At 63.4% G+C, this 17,297-nt stretch carries 17 protein-coding genes; 7 read left to right on the top strand and 10 right to left on the bottom strand.

Translation table 11 applies throughout. From position 1 onward, the window contains the following. On the bottom strand, positions 1-2,286 hold the full coding sequence (locus M1D89_RS17670) for a hypothetical protein (RefSeq protein ID WP_498645489.1): 2,286 nt from the start codon (positions 2,284-2,286) through the stop codon (positions 1-3). Between the two features lie 324 nt (positions 2,287-2,610). Between M1D89_RS17670 and M1D89_RS17665 the strand changes: the two genes are divergently transcribed. After that, on the top strand, positions 2,611-3,045 hold the full coding sequence (locus tag M1D89_RS17665; RefSeq protein WP_402938196.1) for a CBS domain-containing protein: 435 nt from the start codon (positions 2,611-2,613) through the stop codon (positions 3,043-3,045). Between the two features lie 48 nt (positions 3,046-3,093). Here the strand turns inward: M1D89_RS17665 and M1D89_RS17660 are convergent, their stop codons facing one another. Continuing rightward, positions 3,094-3,390 carry a hypothetical protein gene (locus tag M1D89_RS17660; RefSeq protein ID WP_309073757.1) on the bottom strand — a complete coding sequence of 99 codons (297 nt, stop codon included), beginning with the start codon at positions 3,388-3,390 and terminating at the stop codon, positions 3,094-3,096. An 88-nt stretch (positions 3,391-3,478) separates the two neighbouring features. Between M1D89_RS17660 and M1D89_RS17655 the strand changes: the two genes are divergently transcribed. After that, the gene (locus M1D89_RS17655; protein WP_498645486.1) at positions 3,479-5,956 is read left to right on the top strand and encodes a Tex family protein; all 2,478 of its coding nucleotides are present in this window, start codon (positions 3,479-3,481) and stop codon (positions 5,954-5,956) included. A 181-nt stretch (positions 5,957-6,137) separates the two neighbouring features. Here the strand turns inward: M1D89_RS17655 and M1D89_RS17650 are convergent, their stop codons facing one another. The 4 genes from M1D89_RS17650 to M1D89_RS17635 all read right to left on the bottom strand — a co-directional run bounded on the left by M1D89_RS17650 (position 6,138) and on the right by M1D89_RS17635 (position 9,532). After that, the gene (locus M1D89_RS17650; RefSeq protein ID WP_498645484.1) at positions 6,138-7,169 is read right to left on the bottom strand and encodes an alpha/beta hydrolase; all 1,032 of its coding nucleotides are present in this window, start codon (positions 7,167-7,169) and stop codon (positions 6,138-6,140) included. Further along, positions 7,166-7,528 (bottom strand): DUF1622 domain-containing protein, encoded by a 363-nt coding sequence (locus M1D89_RS17645; protein WP_498645482.1) that lies wholly within the window; start codon positions 7,526-7,528, stop codon positions 7,166-7,168. The genes M1D89_RS17650 and M1D89_RS17645 overlap by 4 nt, the downstream gene beginning before the upstream one ends. Before the next feature lie 754 nt (positions 7,529-8,282). Continuing rightward, on the bottom strand, positions 8,283-8,528 hold the full coding sequence (locus M1D89_RS17640) for a hypothetical protein (protein ID WP_498645480.1): 246 nt from the start codon (positions 8,526-8,528) through the stop codon (positions 8,283-8,285). A gap of 89 nt (positions 8,529-8,617) precedes the next feature. Next, the gene (locus tag M1D89_RS17635; RefSeq protein WP_498645478.1) at positions 8,618-9,532 is read right to left on the bottom strand and encodes an MSMEG_6728 family protein; all 915 of its coding nucleotides are present in this window, start codon (positions 9,530-9,532) and stop codon (positions 8,618-8,620) included. An 83-nt stretch (positions 9,533-9,615) separates the two neighbouring features. On the opposite strand from M1D89_RS17635, the gene M1D89_RS17630 reads away from it, so the two are divergent. The 3 genes from M1D89_RS17630 (at position 9,616) to M1D89_RS17620 (ending at position 12,122) form a co-directional block, all read left to right on the top strand. Continuing rightward, positions 9,616-10,647 (top strand): adenosine deaminase, encoded by a 1,032-nt coding sequence (locus M1D89_RS17630; protein WP_498645476.1) that lies wholly within the window; start codon positions 9,616-9,618, stop codon positions 10,645-10,647. Between the two features lie 145 nt (positions 10,648-10,792). Beyond that, positions 10,793-11,743 carry a pullulanase X25 domain-containing protein gene (locus tag M1D89_RS17625; protein WP_498645474.1) on the top strand — a complete coding sequence of 317 codons (951 nt, stop codon included), beginning with the start codon at positions 10,793-10,795 and terminating at the stop codon, positions 11,741-11,743. A gap of 94 nt (positions 11,744-11,837) precedes the next feature. Beyond that, positions 11,838-12,122 (top strand): acylphosphatase, encoded by a 285-nt coding sequence (locus M1D89_RS17620; protein ID WP_498645472.1) that lies wholly within the window; start codon positions 11,838-11,840, stop codon positions 12,120-12,122. Positions 12,123-12,129: 7 nt separating this feature from the next. Here the strand turns inward: M1D89_RS17620 and M1D89_RS17615 are convergent, their stop codons facing one another. From M1D89_RS17615 to M1D89_RS17600, 4 genes are read right to left on the bottom strand one after another with little or no spacing between them, the layout of a single operon-like run. After that, entirely contained in the window at positions 12,130-12,522 is a 393-nt protein-coding gene (locus M1D89_RS17615; protein ID WP_498645470.1) for a type II toxin-antitoxin system VapC family toxin, read from the bottom strand. Further along, the gene (locus tag M1D89_RS17610) at positions 12,519-12,785 is read right to left on the bottom strand and encodes a type II toxin-antitoxin system Phd/YefM family antitoxin (protein WP_419200820.1); all 267 of its coding nucleotides are present in this window, start codon (positions 12,783-12,785) and stop codon (positions 12,519-12,521) included. Before M1D89_RS17610 ends, M1D89_RS17615 begins: the two co-directional genes overlap by 4 nt. 56 nt (positions 12,786-12,841) lie before the next feature. Next, the gene (locus tag M1D89_RS17605; protein WP_498645467.1) at positions 12,842-13,735 is read right to left on the bottom strand and encodes a ribokinase; all 894 of its coding nucleotides are present in this window, start codon (positions 13,733-13,735) and stop codon (positions 12,842-12,844) included. Positions 13,736-13,772: 37 nt separating this feature from the next. Then, a complete protein-coding gene (locus M1D89_RS17600) occupies positions 13,773-14,546 on the bottom strand; it encodes a GntR family transcriptional regulator (RefSeq protein WP_498645465.1) in 774 nt (257 codons plus the stop codon). A gap of 134 nt (positions 14,547-14,680) precedes the next feature. Between M1D89_RS17600 and M1D89_RS17595 the strand changes: the two genes are divergently transcribed. Both M1D89_RS17595 and M1D89_RS17590 read left to right on the top strand, forming a co-directional pair. Then, complete coding sequence (locus M1D89_RS17595; protein ID WP_498645463.1) at positions 14,681-16,153, top strand: MFS transporter; 1,473 nt, start codon at positions 14,681-14,683, stop codon at positions 16,151-16,153. Positions 16,154-16,250: 97 nt separating this feature from the next. Then, positions 16,251-17,243 carry a nucleoside hydrolase gene (locus M1D89_RS17590; protein ID WP_498645461.1) on the top strand — a complete coding sequence of 331 codons (993 nt, stop codon included), beginning with the start codon at positions 16,251-16,253 and terminating at the stop codon, positions 17,241-17,243. Positions 17,244-17,297 lie beyond the last annotated feature (54 nt).

Here is a 17,297-nt window from a genome sequence, read left to right as displayed (position 1 = left end):
CTAGCCATCCGACGGCTTTTTGCCAGGTTTCCTCGGAGCCGACCGGCGGGAACGGGCCGACGGAGTTGATGGGATCAGTTCCTTGACCTGCGCTACAACAGCAGCGTTGGCCCCGCGGCTGCCCAAATCCTTGACCAGAGTCTCCACCTCAGTTTTTGCGGCCGCAGAATCGTCCGCCTTCGCGTGCAATTCCGTCCGCAATTCCACCAAGCCCCGGTAGGCAAGGTTGCTCGCCGCGCCACCTGCCTGCTGGTAACTGGCTAGACCTGCGTCTGTCAGCTCAAGGGCGCGCTGCGGATCTGCGCTATGGTGCTTGACCATCTTTTCGTCCCTGCGCCGGTAGAAGTCATCTCCTACAGACTGTGCGACGGCGGTTGCCGCCTTGACGCCCAAAGGCTCGCCACCGAAGCGCTCGGCCGCCTCCGTGAGAGCATCCAATCCCTTAGCCAAATAGGGTGACATGGAACCTTCGAACGCCAGCGTCAATCCGACTTCCCGGGTGAAAAATTCCGGCGCAAAACGATCCTCTTCCCGTGTAACAGGAAAACCGACGCGAAGTGGCAGCGTATTGGACGCTTGGATGATGCCGTCCGTGGAGTAGACAGCCCGTATCAAGTACTGCCCGGGCACGTCGAAAGCGAAGCCCTCCACGCCATAGGCGAGCTGGACCAGTTGGCTGTAGCGGTCACCGCCATCGCTTTCGCCACGTGGTGCGGGGCCAAGCTCTATCATTTCCGGAAGGCCGTAAAAGCACACCACCGATTCATGCAGCACGATGTTCCCGTTCGGCTTCTGGACGTAGACCGTGGTGTTGCCGTAGCGAGGGTCCAACCTGCCATCCACCAGCACCGGTGCATCGCTGGTGTTGCGCAGCCGGAACTCCACGAAGACCGGCTCCATGTAGTCGAAATGGCTCTTCGCCGACAACGTCAGTTCAACGTCGCTGCCCGGGCCGCTCACGGTCATGGCGCCTGCAGGGGATTCCAAGTGGCCGCCGGATGCCCACGGATCGCCGCCCATTATCACGGCTGCACGATCGCCGTGACGCATGTGGAGCAGCTCATCGTCGTCGAAGCGGAAACGGAAGTTACCCCAAAAAGTGTCCGTGCCATTGCGTTGATCGTATTTCCAGTCGTAGTTCATCCAGGACAATGAGTCCGGTCTGGCCTTGTCCCACGCATGCAGGAAGTTGAAAGCATGCCCGGCCTCGTGAACCCAGGTGTAGAGGAAATGGCGCATGGCCCAGGCCTCGTCCTGGGTAGTCGGGTTGGAGACGAGGTTGGTGAACCAGGAGTGGTTCCGGAATACCGCAAAACCTTGGCGATCGGGTCCGCGACCCGCGCCACCAAAGCCTGCTGCGGCGTCGAACATGATGCCACCCACCCCGGCGCTGTCGAAAATGCCTGCCTGGATGCCCCACATGTTCCAGGCCGGCCAGCCGGCATTGAACTTGCCGAACGAGGTTTCCATGGCGTCATGGAGTTCGCCAACATTCCAGGAAGCGAAACCGGGGGCACTGTCGTCGATGACTGTATGCAGCGGATCAACCGTGACGGCGATCCCGGCGTCCCGGTACGACGACTCGATGGTGATGGTCCTGTTGGAAAGATCGGCGGGACGGTTGTTGTGCGCGTGGCTGTTGTAGACGGGAATCTTCGGCTCAACGTCCACGGAGGAGCAGTAGTCCAACTCCAGATTCATGTCCCGGAAGGAATCCGAGCGGTAAGCGCAGGAGTATGGCCTGCCGGCAACACCGCCGGCAGTAAAGGAAGCCACGGCACCGGTGATAGCCCCTTGGAACCAGGAGACCAGGATGTCCACTGCGGTGGCCGGGTGGTTTCCTTTCCAGTACCGGACGGTTCCGGAAATTCGGGCGTTGCAGCGGGTGATGGACACGGTGGGGTTATCCACGACCCACGACTCAACATACGTTTTCACCAGTTGGAAGCGGCCGGCGATTCGCACGAATCGCGTGCTGTAGAAGTCACCACTGACCTTGTTCAGCACTGGAGATTCCACATCGCGGCGGGGATCCATATCCAAACGGAGGTCCAGCGAACTCCCAATCAGGGCTGGCCCGGCCTGGGTTCCTTCATAGCGACCACTGATGGGTGAGGAACGCCAACACTTCCACCAATCATCCGGTGGCCGGGGGATGGGAAATGGTTGTGGGAAGGGCGGTTCCGGAAACGGCGAAGGGTCCGGAGGAAACGGCGGGACCGGGCTTGGGGTAGGGCCGTCAGGGACAGGGGTGTGCTGGGAACCGGGGACGTTGGGGGAGTCCATGGGGGGATCTTTCTCGCTCTGCAAGCAGCCAATATGCGTCCGCACAGGCGCTGCTGCGGATGTGCGACATGACGGTTCAGGGCGGGGCGAGGTGCGCGTGGGAAAGCTCAGAAAGAGTCAAAGTGGCCAGTGCCCAGAAGCCGTGTATAAACCCATGTTGAGGATACTCCAGCGAATGGATTTTAACTAGGGCTGTGGGGCGATTTTCCTCCTCACGTCTGACCGAATTATCTGGTCAGAGATACTCGCCGAGCGTAGGCTGGCATCATCGGCGTCGGTGCCGAGAGGCCCCGCGTCGATAACCCCAATCGATGAGGAGGACCCATGAGTGCCGTACGTGAATTCATGACAACCAACGCTCAGTGCATCGAAGAGGACAAGACTCTTCAGGAAGCCGCCAGGCTGATGAGGGATATGGACTGCGGTTCACTTCCCATCTGCGGCCACGACGGCAAACTCACTGGCTTCATCACCGACCGCGACATTGTGGTCAAGTGTTTGGCCGAAGGTAAGGACGCCCGCGAAGTCCGCGCCAGCGAACTCGCCACCGGCAAGCCTTTCTGGGTGGACGCTGATGCCAACGTTGACGAGGCCGTCACCATGATGGAGGAACATCAGGTGCGCCGCTTGCCCGTCATCAGCGACCACAAGTTGGTAGGCATCATCAGCCAGGGCGATATCGCGCGCAACCATTATGCAGAACAGCGCCTCGGCGAGATGGTGGAGCATATTTCAGCCAAGGAACGCATGTCGCACTGATAACGCAGGCCAGCTGATAGCCCAACCCAGCCGCCGCGAGGCGTCCCCCTAGAGGAACGCCTCGCGGCCCGTTCCTTCACGCAACACGAGTTCGCCGTCTTCTATGGAGACGAGCAGGCTCTTGGGTTTCCCCGCGAGCTTCTTCGTGGCGCTAAGTTTTCGGCTGCTGACCTCCACACCCACGGTGGCGCCCTTCGCTGGCAGCTCCACTGTTAGTTCATCGGCCATCCCCAACAGCATCTTTGTGGATACATCCCGCTCGGACACGGCCTCCTTGCCGTTGACGGTAACGGTCACGTCATCGGAAACAAACCCGTCCTGAAGGATGATGAGCAGCTCCTGCATGGTCCAACTACAGCACTAACTGCCCCCACGGGATAGGCCTTCCTAGTAGCCGCCTTCGGAAACTGTCGGCCAGGTGAGGCAAACTGTCATGGTGACTTCAAATCTCCAACACCAGTCAGCTGACTCCGCCATCCATGCACTGATCGCCGAAGAACTCGGCGTCAAAACCTGGCAAGTCAAAGCCGCGGTGGAACTGCTCGACGCCGGATCCACCGTCCCCTTCATCGCCCGCTACCGTAAGGAAGTCACCGGGACGCTCGATGACACCCAGCTCCGCGACCTCGAGGAACGCCTCAGATATCTGCGTGAGCTGGAAGAACGACGCAAGTCCGTCCTGGAAGCGATCGCCGCCCAAGGCAAGCTGACCCCGGAGCTGGAAGCCGCCGTCGTCGGGGCCGATACCAAAGCGCGCCTGGAGGATATTTACCTCCCGTTCAAGTCCAAGCGCCGCACCAAAGCCCAGATCGCGCGCGAAGCCGGGCTGGAGCCGCTGGCCGATGCCCTGCTGGGCAACCCGCAACTGGACCCCGCCATTGAGGCCGCCAAGTACTTGAATGCCGAGCACTCCATCGACGACGCCGCCACCGCGCTCGCAGGAGCCCGCGCAATCCTGGTGGAGCGCGTCGGGCAGGACGCAGACCTCGCGGAGGACCTCCGTGAACGCCTCTGGAAGCAGGGACGCATGGTGTCGCGCGTCAAAAAAGGCATGGAAGCTGAAGGCCAGAAATTCAAGGACTACTTCGACTTTACCCAGGTGCCGTCCGGCATGCCCTCGCACCGTGTTCTTGCCCTGTTGCGTGGTGAGAAGGACGGTGTCCTTGAGTTGGATCTCGCCGAAGCAGACCCAGCCGACGACGACGCCCTGGCCGCCGCCCGCGGTCGCTATGAAAACGCTGTGGCCAAGTGCCTTGGGGTCGCCAGCCAGGGGCGGCCTGCGGACGCCTGGCTGACACAAACCGCGCAGCTGGCTTGGCGGGGACGCATTCTGGACCGGCTGACCACGGACCTTCGCGGACGCATGTTCGCCGACGCAGAAGATGAAGCTGTTCGAGTGTTCGCCGCCAACCTGCGGGATGTCCTGCTTGCCGCTCCGGCCGGTAACCGGGCAACGCTTGGCCTCGATCCCGGACTCCGGACCGGCGTGAAAGTGGCCGTTGTGGACGGCACCGGCAAGGTTGTCACTACGGACACCATCTACCCGCACGCACCCGCGAAAAAGTGGGACGAGGCGTTGGCCACGCTCGGACGGCTCGCCAAGCAGTACAACGTGGAGTTGGTGGCGATCGGTAATGGAACGGCTTCCCGCGAAACGGACAAACTGGCCACTGAACTCATCAAATCCCTCGAAGCTTCAGGCTCCACGGGGATCCAGAAGCTGGTGGTGTCCGAGGCCGGGGCTTCGGTGTACTCAGCCTCTGCCCTCGCGGCTTCCGAACTCCCGGGCATGGACGTTTCCCTTCGGGGTGCTGTTTCCATCGCCCGGCGGCTTCAGGACCCCTTGGCCGAATTGGTCAAGATCGAACCCAAGTCCATCGGCGTGGGGCAGTACCAGCACGATGTCACCGCCGCCAAGCTCGACCGCTCGCTGGATGCCGTGGTGGAAGACTGCGTGAACGCCGTGGGCGTGGATGTGAACACAGCATCACCCGCACTGCTTAGCCGCGTGGCCGGTGTCGGGCCGCTGCTGAGCGAGAACATCGTGGCCTACCGGAACGAGAATGGGCCGTTCGCCAAGCGCAGCGACCTCAAGAAGGTGCCCCGGCTGGGCGCCAAGGCGTTCGAGCAATGCGCGGGCTTCCTCCGGATCACCGGGGGAGCGGAGCCATTGGATGCCTCCAGCGTGCACCCGGAAGCCTACTCCGTGGCTCGGAAGATCGTCGTAGCAGCTGGTGGCGGTCCCGCCACAGCGCTGGATCCGCAGGCATTCGTCGATGGCACGTTCGGCCTGCCTACGGTCAAGGACATCATGTCCGAGCTGGAGAAGCCCGGCCGCGACCCCCGTCCCGCGTTCAAGGCGGCATCCTTCTCTGAAGGCATCGAGAAGATCTCGGACCTCAAGCCCGGCATGATTCTGGAGGGCACTGTCACCAACGTGGCTGCGTTCGGCGCCTTCGTGGACGTCGGCGTGCACCAGGACGGATTGGTCCACGTCTCGGCACTGTCCAACAAGTTTGTCTCGGATCCACGAGAGATCGTGAAGTCCGGCCAGGTGGTACGGGTCAAGGTGCTCGAGGCCGATCCCGAGCGTAAGCGCATCTCCCTGACCCTGAGGCTCGACGACGAACCCGGCACAGCTGGTGGGCGCACCTCGGGCGGACGTGCTTCGGGCGGCCAGGGTGCTGGCGAACGTGCTGGCGGTCAGCGCGGCGGCGGCCAGGGGGCTGCCCAACGTGGTGGCGGCCAGCCCGGACAGCGTTCGGGACAACCCGGCCAGAGTTCACAACGGCAGGGCCAGGGCGATCGCCGTCAGGGCGGCGCGCGCCAAGGCAAGCCTCAGCAGGCTCCGGCCGCTCCCGCCAACACAGCCATGGCTGAGGCGCTGCGAAGGGCCGGGCTGGGCAAGTAAGCCTCTCCGCTCACGAGTCCCGCTCTTGTTTGTGTGCCGCCCCGTTCTGCGGTGAGTCGGACGAACAAGGGCCGGGCTGGGCAAGTAAGCCTCTCCGCTCACGAGTCCCGCTCTCGTTTGTGTGCCGCCCCGTTCTACGGTGAGTCGGACGAACAAGGGCCGGATTCGTGAGCCGGATGCCTCACAAACCCGCCGTCCTGGCCTCCCACGCCTCTGCGTTTGAAGCTTGCAGAGCCATCGGTAGCCAGCGCCCAATGCGTTCGAAGGCCTGCCGCCGGACGGGTTCCGGCGAGAGGAAGATGTCGTGGAACGCGTTCGGCAGCCGGCTCACCGTGACGGTGTCCGCCAGGGACAGTGCGCGGTGGGCTACGGCATCGACGTTGAGTGCCACGTCAGCGGTGAGCGCGTCGGCGGACCACTTTGGTTGGAGATAGCTCTTGTCCGAGAGCAACACGAGCACGGGAACCTCGATGCCCAAGCCGGCTGCGACGGTCGCCTGGCCACGGAACACGGCATCGAGAAAGGCCGGAGTGATGGGGAATCCGCGGTCGGGGCGCCACTCGAGGTTGTAGTCCCATTCGCCATCAAGAGTGGCTGATACGGCTCGCGTGTAGATTCCCGGATCTACTGGCGGCAGCGGCGTCAAGGGATGAAGGCGGGCGTGGAGCCCCACAAGGGGTGCGATCGCCCGCCTGCCCAGCTCGGTTGCTTGGAATTCCAGCCAAGGGCTGTTGAGGATCACGGCGGATGCGATCCCGGGATGGCGGGCGGCCCACAGGCTAAGAGTGAGCCCACCGGTGGAGTGTCCCAACAGGATAAGCGGCCGGTCCACGCCCGGAACAACAGAGCGGCCCATGGCTGACAGCGCTGCTTCGATGTCGGCATCGTATTCGGCGAGGTTCGTGACGAAGCCCGGCACCATTCCCGGACTGAGGCTCCGGCCGTAATTATGCAGGTCCAGGGCGTAGAAGCGAGCGCCGGCCCGATGCCAGAACTCGGCCACATGCTTTTGGAAGAAGTAGTCGGACCAGCCATGGACGTACAGGACGTCGGCGTCGATTCCAGCGTCGTCCGGAGTTTCGCCGGAGACCGCGAACCACTCCGGAGCAAAGCCAAGGTACCGCACCAAGGTGGCGGTAGCGCCGCCGTCGAGCTTCAGCGTTTGTTGCTCAAATCCTTGGCCAAGGATGTCCGGGCTCCACTGCTGCGTCATGATTCTTTTTCCTTCTGCCACGGCCAGCGGCCCGTTATTTCGAGCTCGAGGGAGAAGCTGAGGAAAGTGCGGATGAGCACGATGATGGCCAGGACGCCGACGCTCTCGAATGTCGGGGTCACGGCGACAGTTCGGATGATGTCGGCGGCCACCAGGAGCTCGAGCCCCAGCAGGATGGACCTGCCCAGCAGCTGCCGATACGAGCGGTAGGGAGAAAAAGGAGCGAGGCCCCTGGCGCGTTTTGGTTGATACCCGCGCAGGGCCAGAGGGACGGACACCAGGGCTCCGATCACCATGACTGCCACCCCCGCGAAGTCCATGTACCGGCCGACTTCTTCGATGACGTGCTGGAAATCCATGGCCCTCCCTGCCTAGGTGCGTGCCTCCACCGTCTCACAGAGAGTAATCGCCCGCTCGCACCTGTTGCCGCCAATTGCCCCTGTAACCGCTGGTGCGAATGGTGCGAAAGGGTGCGGTGCCGGCAATCGTGTGGTGCGCGGCGCGGGAAAGGGTGCGCCCGGCGGTGGAGGGTGCGGTGTCACTTGGCTGAGTGGTGGTGGGTTGCTCGCACCTGGTGCCGCCAATTGCCCCTGTAACCGCTGGTGCGAATGGTGCGGAAGGGTGCGGTGCCGGCGATCGTGTGGTGCGCGGCGCGGGAAAGGGTGCGCCCGGCGGTGGAGGGTGCGGTGTCACTTGGCTGAGTGGTGGTGCGTTGCTCGCACCTGTTGCCGCCGATTGCCCCTGTAACCGCTGGTGCGAATGGTGCGGAAGGGTGCGGTGCCGGCGATCGTGTGGTGCGCGGCGCGGGAAAGGGTGCGCCTGTCGGGTGAGGGTGCGGTGCCGCATGGCTGAGTGGTGGTGGGTTGCTCGCACCTGGTGCCGCCAATTGCCCCTGTAACCGCTGGTGCGAATGGTGCGAAAGGGTGCGGTGCCGGCGATCGTGTGGTGCGCGGCGCGGGAAAGGGTGCGCCAGGCGGTGGAGGGTGCGGTGTCACTTGGCTGAGTGGTGTTGGGTTGCACGCACCTGGTGCCGCCGATTGCCCCTGTAACCGCTGGTGCGAATGGTGCGGAAGGGCGCGGGAAAGGGTGCGCCCGGCGGTGGAGGGTGCGGTGTCACTTGGCTGAGTCGTGGTGGGTTGCTCGCACCTGTTGCCGCCGATTGCCCCTGTAACCGCTGGTGCGAATGGTGCGGAAGGGTGCGGTGCCGGCGATCGTGTGGTGCGCGGCGCGGGAGATGGTGCGCTCGGCGGTGGAGGGTGCGGTGCCGGCGATCGTGGGGTGCGCGGCGGGGTAAAGGGTGCGTCCGGCGGGTGAGGGTGCGGTGTCACTTGGCTGAGTGGTGTGGGTTGCTCCCAGCAATTAACGACGGCGGCAGCCGGGTTCCATTGAAACAGAACCTGGCTGCCGCCGTCGGGCGTTGGTGAAAGGTGCCGCTACAGCGTCGGCCGCTACAGTGCCGGTGCCGGGACCGGGAAGAACACCCGGGGATCCTGAAGCAGTGCGGGATAGTCGAAGTCGGTGCGCTTGATCACGTTGGTGACCTCGAAGTTGCGCGCGAATCGGCCGTCAACGGTGATGGGTCGGCCCTGAATCAGGCCAACAGCGAAGATTTGGCCACCATCGAAGGGCACGGCCAGCTCGGTCTTGCCGGGCAGAGTGTTGAACGCCTGTTCCTGGGCTTGGCGCTTTCGCGTGGGCTTCTTCTCAAGCTGTTTGACGGGCCGCTTCTTGGGGCCCTTGACCTGGCGGCGGGACTTTTCCTCGGCGTAAACGAACTGGTACTCGTCCGGGTCTGACGGTGCGGCGGCGCGGGCCTTGCCGTGCGGCGGCATGGCGACGGTGGTGAGTTGCTCCGGACGGAGGTCTTCCACATTGGCGCGCAGGATCAACAGGCGATCCTCTTCCGGGTCCTCCGGGTGGAACTCGTGCTTGGGTTCCGGCCACACGTACTCGAGCTTTTCCTCGGTGCCGGGGAAGATCTGGGAGTAGTGCTTGGGATCCTTGGAGATCAGCTTGGACCGGTGGCTGAGGTGCAGGTCCTCGTGTCCGAGCCACGGCGGCATGATGATCCTGGAGGCGTAGTCCGGGTGGGCCGCCTGCGGCGCGAACTCCGTGATGTTGGTGCGGGTGTTGTCCGGGTGGCCGCGCCTGATCCACTCGTCGGCCATGGCCAGGCCGTACATGGTGAGCGCGGGGACGTGGCCCATCCACATGCGCACGGCGGGGTGGGACTGCCAACCGTACTCCGGGATCACCAACGCGCGGAGAACCTGGAGGGCTTCGACGCGCTGTTTGCCGAGCCTTGAAGTGTCGAGCGCCGCGGCACTCTCACGGAAATCGGCGAAAGGGAGGAAAGTCTGCATCCTTTCAGTTTGAGGGTGCCGGGCGTGAGAACCAAGTTGAGTGCTCCGGGACACGTGCCGGTGTTGGGGCCTAGAGTTGTCGGGTGGAAACTTTTGGCGAGAAAACTACGACCACGGCGCCTCCGGTTGCCGAACTGCACCTGCACATCGAAGGGACTCTCCAGCCAGAGCTGATCTTTGCCCTGGCCGAACGAAATGGCATCGAACTGCCGTACGAAGACATTGAGGAACTCCGGGAAAAGTACGAGTTCACTGACCTGCAGTCTTTCCTGGATCTCTACTACGCCAATATGGCCGTCCTTCAGACAGAGCAGGATTTCACTGACATGACGCGCGCCTATCTGACGCGGGCCGCTGTCGGGGGAGTGCGCCATGCGGAAATCATGATGGACCCCCAGGCCCACACGTCCCGGGGTGTGGCGCTGGAAACCTGCGTCAACGGTGTGGCCAACGCACTGGCCACCTCCGAGGAAGACTTTGGTGTCTCCACGCTCCTCATCGCTGCGTTCCTGCGCGACATGTCCGAGGACTCGGCGCTTGAGGTGCTGGACCAGCTCCTGGCCATGCACGCTCCGATCGCCGGCATCGGCTTGGACTCCGCAGAGGTGGGCAATCCGCCGTCGAAATTCGAGCGCCTGTACCAGCGCGCCGGGGAGGCCGGCTTGCGGAGGATCGCGCACGCGGGCGAGGAAGGACCTGCTTCCTACATCACCGAGGCGCTGGATGTGCTCCACGTGGAGCGGATCGATCACGGCATCCGTTGCATGGAAGACACAGATGTAGTGCAGCGGCTCGTGGCTGAACAGGTTCCCTTGACCGTTTGTCCGCTCTCCAATGTCCGGCTCCGTGCGGTGGACAAACTGGCTGACCACCCCTTGCCCGAGATGTTGGCGATTGGCTTGAACGTCTGCGTGAATTCGGACGACCCCGCCTACTTTGGCGGCTACGTGGACGACAACTTCGAGCAACTGGTCAAGGTCCTGGAATTCTCGGTTCCGGAGCAGGCCACCCTGGCTGCCAATTCCATCCGCTCCTCCTTCGCCGGTGACGCCCGCAAAGCGGTGCTGTTGGACGAGGTCACCGAGTGGGTCAAGGCGTCCGTAACGCCCGCTTGAAGCACGGCAGCCGAGACCCGTAGATCACTTGCGGCGTCTGTGATGTCACACTCAGTCACGACACACGGTGTTTACCTTCTGCAGTCGCGGGAATTAACAATTCATTGGCAAACTTTGAGGGAGTATCCACCGTTGAAGGAGAAGCATGGGCGCGAATACCGCCGAGAACACCAACCTTCGTCTGAAGGCCGTACTGGACATCCTCGCTGAGAGCGTATGGTCCGGGGCAACGTTGAACGCCGGCGAGGTGCTGGCCGAAGCGATCGTCCGAGTACCTTTCAATGACCACGAGGCTGAACTTCTCAGTGGCGGCATCCCCCGCGGCCACAAGACCCTGACGTCGGCCTCGGCGAAGCTGGTCAAGGCTGGCTGGCTGGTCAAGGGCCGCTCGGGTTGGACCATCCCGGAGGACGGCCTCCGTGCGACAGTGGCCTTCCCGGACGCGGAAGCATTTGGAGCAGCGCTCGACGCCGGAACTCCAGTACCGGCCGACGTCGCCGTTCCAACGGCCCCGCCTGTGAAGCCCCAAGTCAAGAAGACAGCTGCGACCAAGCGGGCCGCTGCGAAGAAGGCCACCGAGCCTAAAGTCGCGGCCGCTGACGTAGCTGAGCCGAAGGTTGCTGCCGCCAAGGTGTCCGCGCCGAGGGCCAAAGCAGCAACAGCCAAGGCTTCCTCCGCCGCGGCTGCACCCGCGGCTGCACCCGCGGCTGCACCCGCGGCGACGAAGTCCACCGCGAAGAAGTCCACCCGCAAGGCGCCGGCGAAAGCAGCAGCAGCCTCCGCCGTCGAGACCCTGCCGCAGCCTGACGCCGTGGCGATCGCCGGTGACTTCAACAAGATCCTTGGAGCACCCGAGGATTGGGCGCCGCAGTACGACGAAGCCCAGATGGAGTTCAACCCGCTGGTCCAGGTGTGGACGCTGACGGCTGAACTGCCCGCCGGCTTTTACACCTACAAGATCGCGCTGAACCGCTCATGGGACGAAAACTACGGCGCGTTTGGCGCCCGTGATGGCGCGAACCACGAGTTGAACCACGACGGCGGTCCCGTCACCATCACGTACAGCCACGCGACCCGGGACATTGTGGTCGGCTAGGTCTATTTCCGGCTCGAAGCCTGCCCTTGTTCGTCCCACGTCCCGTTGTACGGTGAGTGGGACGAACAAGGGCAGGTCTCGTTAAAGTGGTTCCATGACTGATGAAGCCCTTCGCCTCACAGCCCGAATCACCGGAGTGGTCCAAGGGGTCGGGTTCCGTTATTGGACTGCCCGTAAAGCTGACGAGCTGCTGCTGAAGGGAACGGTCCGCAACGACCACGACGGCTCGGTGCTGTTGGTCGCAGAGGGGGAAGCATCCGAGGTCAGTCAGCTCACCTCTTGGCTCCACTCCACGCAAGCACCAGGGCGGGTAGCGAATGTTGACTTTGAGGTTTCCGAAGCAACCGGAGAGTTCGACGACTTCCGTATTTTGGGCTAGGTCCTTGCTAGGTCCCGGGCGACACCGTGGTGAGCCCTGATTCGGTAGCGGCGAGTAGTAGCTCGTGGTCGTAGGCGACCAGCCTGTCGGTCTGAAGTCGAATGGCTGCTGCCAAGTGAATAGCGTCCGCGCTTCTCAACTGTCCCGGGAGTGCCGCTGCGTACATGAGGTCTGAGCGGGTTACGTCAACCAAGTTGATTCCGGTCAAAACGGAATTGACGACGTCGAACGCCATGTTCGTCCGACGAGCCGCACAGTGCAGTTCCGTGTAGAGCAGCATGGAAGCCACGAGATGTGCTCCGGAGGCCGCCATCTCCACCAAGTAGGCAGCAGCGGCGGCTGACTCCTGTTCGCTAACCACCAACTTCATGACCGCAGAAGTGTCAACGTAAACGATCACCTGTCGCCGCGCAGATCGGCCAGGATGTCGGCTGTAGTCATGTCGCTGCTGACGCGGGGCAAGATTGTGAAGTCCACAGGTGTCTCGCTTGCCGGCCGGACGCTACCTGCTTGGAGTAGACGCTCAAAGGGTGAAGCCGACGGTGGAATGAGGGTTGCCGCCACCTCGCCGTTGTTGGTGACGTCGATGACTTCCCCATTTTTGACGCGTTCCAGAATCTTACTGCTCTGATTACGCAGTTCCCGGTGCGGAATAGTTGTCATGATTAGCCTCCGTAGCAAACGTAGCACGCCCCGGGCTGGAGGGGTCGTCTGCTGTCTCAGGCAGGCTGAATGGCAGCGCGCGATGCCTCGATGTAGTGCTCCAGCGGCTTCAGCGCAGGCTGAGAGGAACTGTCCCTGACAGCGTCGGCACCAACGGTGTTGGCTGCGGCGAGGGCGTGCGCGTACTCAAGCCCGGACTGGAGCGCCAGGACCAGCGCTGCACAGAATGCATCCCCGGCACCGATGGTGTTGGCAATATCAGTGACTCGCACTGCCGGAGCTTCAGCCGCCCTTTCGCCGTCGACGAAGATCGCCGAACCGTCGCCGCCGTAGGTTACAGCAACCAGGGGAGCGTCGCGGAGGGCCGGAATCAGTTCATATTCCGTCTCGTTCACGATCACCAGGTCGCAGCGCTCCAGCAGCTCGGGAATGAGCGGTGCTGCCGGTGCAGCGTTCAGGACAAAGAAGCCCTTGGCCCGGCGCGCGGCTTCCAGCACAACTTCCTGGTCCACTTCGAGTTGGCAGAGGACGGCCTCGTCGTCAGCGAACGTAACACCTTCCAAGCTCACGGAAGCGTTGGCGCCGGGGCACACCACTATCTGGTTTTCTCCCTCACCGTCCACCAGCACCAGGGCGGTTCCCGTGGCAGCATCCGCGCGGGAAACGTCTTGGACGTCGACGCCGGCGGTCGCCATAGCGCTGAGAAGGCTGAGGCCGGCGTCGTCCTGGCCTACTGCCCCCACCATGCGGGAGCGTCCGGCGAGCCGCGCCGCAGCAACGGCCTGGTTGGCGCCCTTCCCGCCGGGTTGCTGGCGGAGAACGCCTCCGCCTACGGTTTCACCGGGCGAGGGGAGGCGGTCGGCTGTCGCCGTGATGTCGAGGTTGATGCTGCCCACAACCGTGAGCGTGGAGGCCAATTTGGGCGCAGGGGACTGCAGGGACGTGCTCATGGGAGAACCCTTTCGGGATATTAGCGGAGGGGAGATTTCAGGAGGACTGGATGACGGAGAGGTGCCCGGCCTTGGCAGCCACCAGGCATTTGGCGAGATAGAACGGAGAACCACTCCGGCGGACGTATTGGGTGAGGACCAGCACGGGATCGGAGGGGCGGAGGCCCAGCAACTTCGCGCGGCTGGGGCCGGCGGTGCTCAGGCTGATCTGGCACTCACCGGGGCCAAGGGTGGTGCCGGGCAGACCGCTGAGGACTTCCAGGAGCGTTGACGCGGAAAGCGTGGGAGCCTCTGCAGCTTCGGCCAGGGCCTCGGCCTCAGGGATTCCTTGGGCAACGTTCTCCTGGAGATGCGCCAGGGGCTCACCGTTCCGGATCAGCACGCTTTCCCAGAACCACACGTCCTCGTCAGGCTGGACACCGATGCCCGGCGCCACGAATTCCGAAGCCGGTTGCTTGATCGCGGCTACCCGTTTGACCTGGATGTCCTGGTCGGTTCCGCCAAGAAGCTGATCGAACGGTCGAATGTGTTCAATGCCGATGCGCGGGAGCGAATCGGCAACAAACCGACCAACTCCGCGTCGTGCCCGGGTGAGGCCATCTTCTTCCAGCAACATCAGCGCTTCCCGGATCACGGTGCGGCTGACGTCCATCATGATGCCCAGCTCAGTCTCCGTAGGGAGCAAGGAACCCGGCGGCAGGATTTTGGTCCGGATCGCTTCGGCGATTCGGGAGTAGGCCGCGACTCGCAAAGGCTGCCCAGGTGGGGCAGCGATGGGTCGTGACAGGAACTGGACGGCGTTGTCGGTCAAGGGTGCCTCACTTGAGATGGGTTACGGATACTGTACCGGATGACTGTGATAGGTTGCACAAGCTCGTAATACATGCTTGTATAACAACTCACATCTCGTGGCGCCGCCCGCGCCCTCGGACAAAGGAGTTTGATGTGAACATCCCCAATACCGCGGTTGAGCCGCAGTCTGAAGATCCCCAAGCTCTAGATCAGACGGCCCCATCACAGGTGACACCAACTGAAGCAGCCACGGAGGAAGGCCGCTTCCACGGCAAGGCCGCCGCGCTGCTGATCACCACGCTGGTCCTGGCTGTGCTGGCATTCCAGCTCAACGCCAGCATGATCACCCCGGCCCTGCCACACATCGGCTCCTTCTTCGGCGAAACGCCCGAGGCCGTGGCCCAAGTGCAGTCCATGTTCTTCCTCGCCGGCGCCATCGCTGGACCTGTGATCGGCCGCTGGAGCGACTTCATCGGACGCCGTAATGCACTGCTCCTGGTGCTTGCCATCATGGGCGCGGGGACCGTGCTGTGTATCTTCGCTCCCACCCTGCCGTTGCTGGTCACCGGCCGCTTCATGCAGGGTGTTTCCAGTGCCATCTTTGCGCTCTCCTACATCGTCCTGAATGAGTACCTGCCTGCCCGACTCTTCGGAACATCCATCGGCATCATCGCTGCCATCAACGGCGGGGTTGGCGGCGTGGATGGCTACTTCGGCGGACTCATGGCTGAGACCCTTGGCTTCCAGTCGATCTTTGTCGCCGTCCTGGTACTGGCCGCGATCGCCGTCGTGTGTGTCATTAAAGTGGTCCCGAGCGGCAAGTCAGCTGTTGCTCCAGGCCGGATGGATTGGTGGGGCGCGGGGTCGCTGTCCGTGTTCCTGGTGTTCATCACCTACTTCGTGTCCACGGGCTCGTCGGCGGGCTGGACTTCACCGGCGGCCCTTGGCCTGCTTGCCGGCAGCATCGCGTCCTTCACGGCTTTCTGGCTCATCGAGAAGAAGCGCGAAACCCCTCTCGTGGCCGTTCACCACCTTCGGTCACGTCAGGTGTGGCCGGTCATCGCCACCACCGTGCTGACGCTCGCGGGCATCTTCGCCATCATCAACTTCACTGTGGTTTTGCTGAGCCAGGACAAGGAAAACGGCTTCGGACTGTCAGCTTCGGTCGCCGCCCTGCTGTTCCTCACACCCGCAGCACTCATTGGTGTGTTCGCAGCTCCGCTCGCCGGCTGGATTGCCGACCGCCGCGGCTGGATCAAGACCGTCCGTGTTGGCACGGCAACCAGCCTCGCCTGCGCAATCATCGCGGCGCTTTTCGCCCACAACCAGGTAGCAGTCCTCATCGCCGTCGCCGCCCTCGGCATCTTCTACAACGGCTTCTTCCTCACCGCCATCAACGGCCTGTCCGTGCTGCTCTCGCCAAAGGAAGCGCCGGCTGCACTGCCGGGCATCAACGGTGCCTCCTTCGGAATCGGGGCGAGCCTCGGCGTCGTAATTGTTGCACCGTTCGCAGGCCAGGGCACCGCAGCCGGATACTCGGCGGCCCTCTGGATTTCGGTGTCCATCACGGCGCTTGCCTTCATCGTTAGCCTGTTCATCGCGGCCCCCAAAGGCGAAAAGATCTAACGCACGACGCCGGCACGCGGCTGCGCGTGCAACTCACCGCGGCTTCAGCCCACTCCGCACAACAAGTAGTCCGCTTCACCTGAAACGAGAGACCAACATGACCCAGCCCGCGCCCTTCTTCCTCGACTGCGATACCGGCATCGACGACGCCCTCGCCCTGGCCTATCTCCTTGCCTCCCCGCGGGCCGACCTCGTGGGCATTGGCACCGTGAGCGGCAACGTCAGTGCAGCCGGCGGTGCCCGGAATACCCTGGACCTGCTGAACTTGGCCGGCCACCCGGACATTCCCGTGGCTATCGGCGCCCACGATCCGCAGGTTGGCGCGTTCCACGGCGGAGCTCCGCACGTCCATGGTGATAACGGCATCGGCGGGGTAGAGCTGGTCCCGTCCGACCGTGAACCCGTCAAGGCCACAGCCGCGGAACTGCTGGTCCAGTTGGCGCATCAGTATGCGGGGGAGCTTCGCCTTGTGGCCATCGGCCCGTTGACCAACATCGCCGAAGCGCTGCGTCTGGAACCGAAACTACCTGAGCTGATCGCCGAGGTCACCATCATGGGCGGCGCAGCGCTGGCTCCGGGAAACATCACGCCTGTTGCCGAGGCCAACATCGCCAACGATCCCGAGGCTGCCGCGGAAGTCCTGGCCGCCGACTGGAACGTGACGCTGGTGCCGTTGGATGTCACCATGACCAACGTCCTGGAGGAAAACCACCGCCAGGAACTACTCGCCACCGAGCACCCGGTCTCGCAGGCACTGGGCCAAATGCTTGGCTACTACTTCGGCTTCTACGTGGACATCTTCGGCCGGGCTTGCTCGGCGATGCACGATCCCCTTTCCGCGGCCATTGCTGTCAGGGGAGTGGAGCTCACGCTTGCACCGACTGTCCGGGTTCAGGTGGATACCACCGACGGGCCCAGTCGCGGCCAGACGGTCTGCGATCTCCGTGGCCTGTATGCGGGATTCCCCGAGCAGCGCGGTGCACGTTGCCGCGTAGTGATGGAAATTGGTGAGGATTTCGCACCGCACCTCCTGGGTACCATGCAGGCGGCCTGGCTGACTGAGGCGCAGGCGGCGGCATCGGTCGCCTGACTGGCGGAAGACTGAGGTATTGGCGACGACGGGGCCCAAGCGGCCCGCCGTCGT

This window comes from Arthrobacter sp. D3-18 (assembly GCF_054408525.1).
This window is presented reverse-complemented; position numbering and strand designations above follow the sequence as displayed.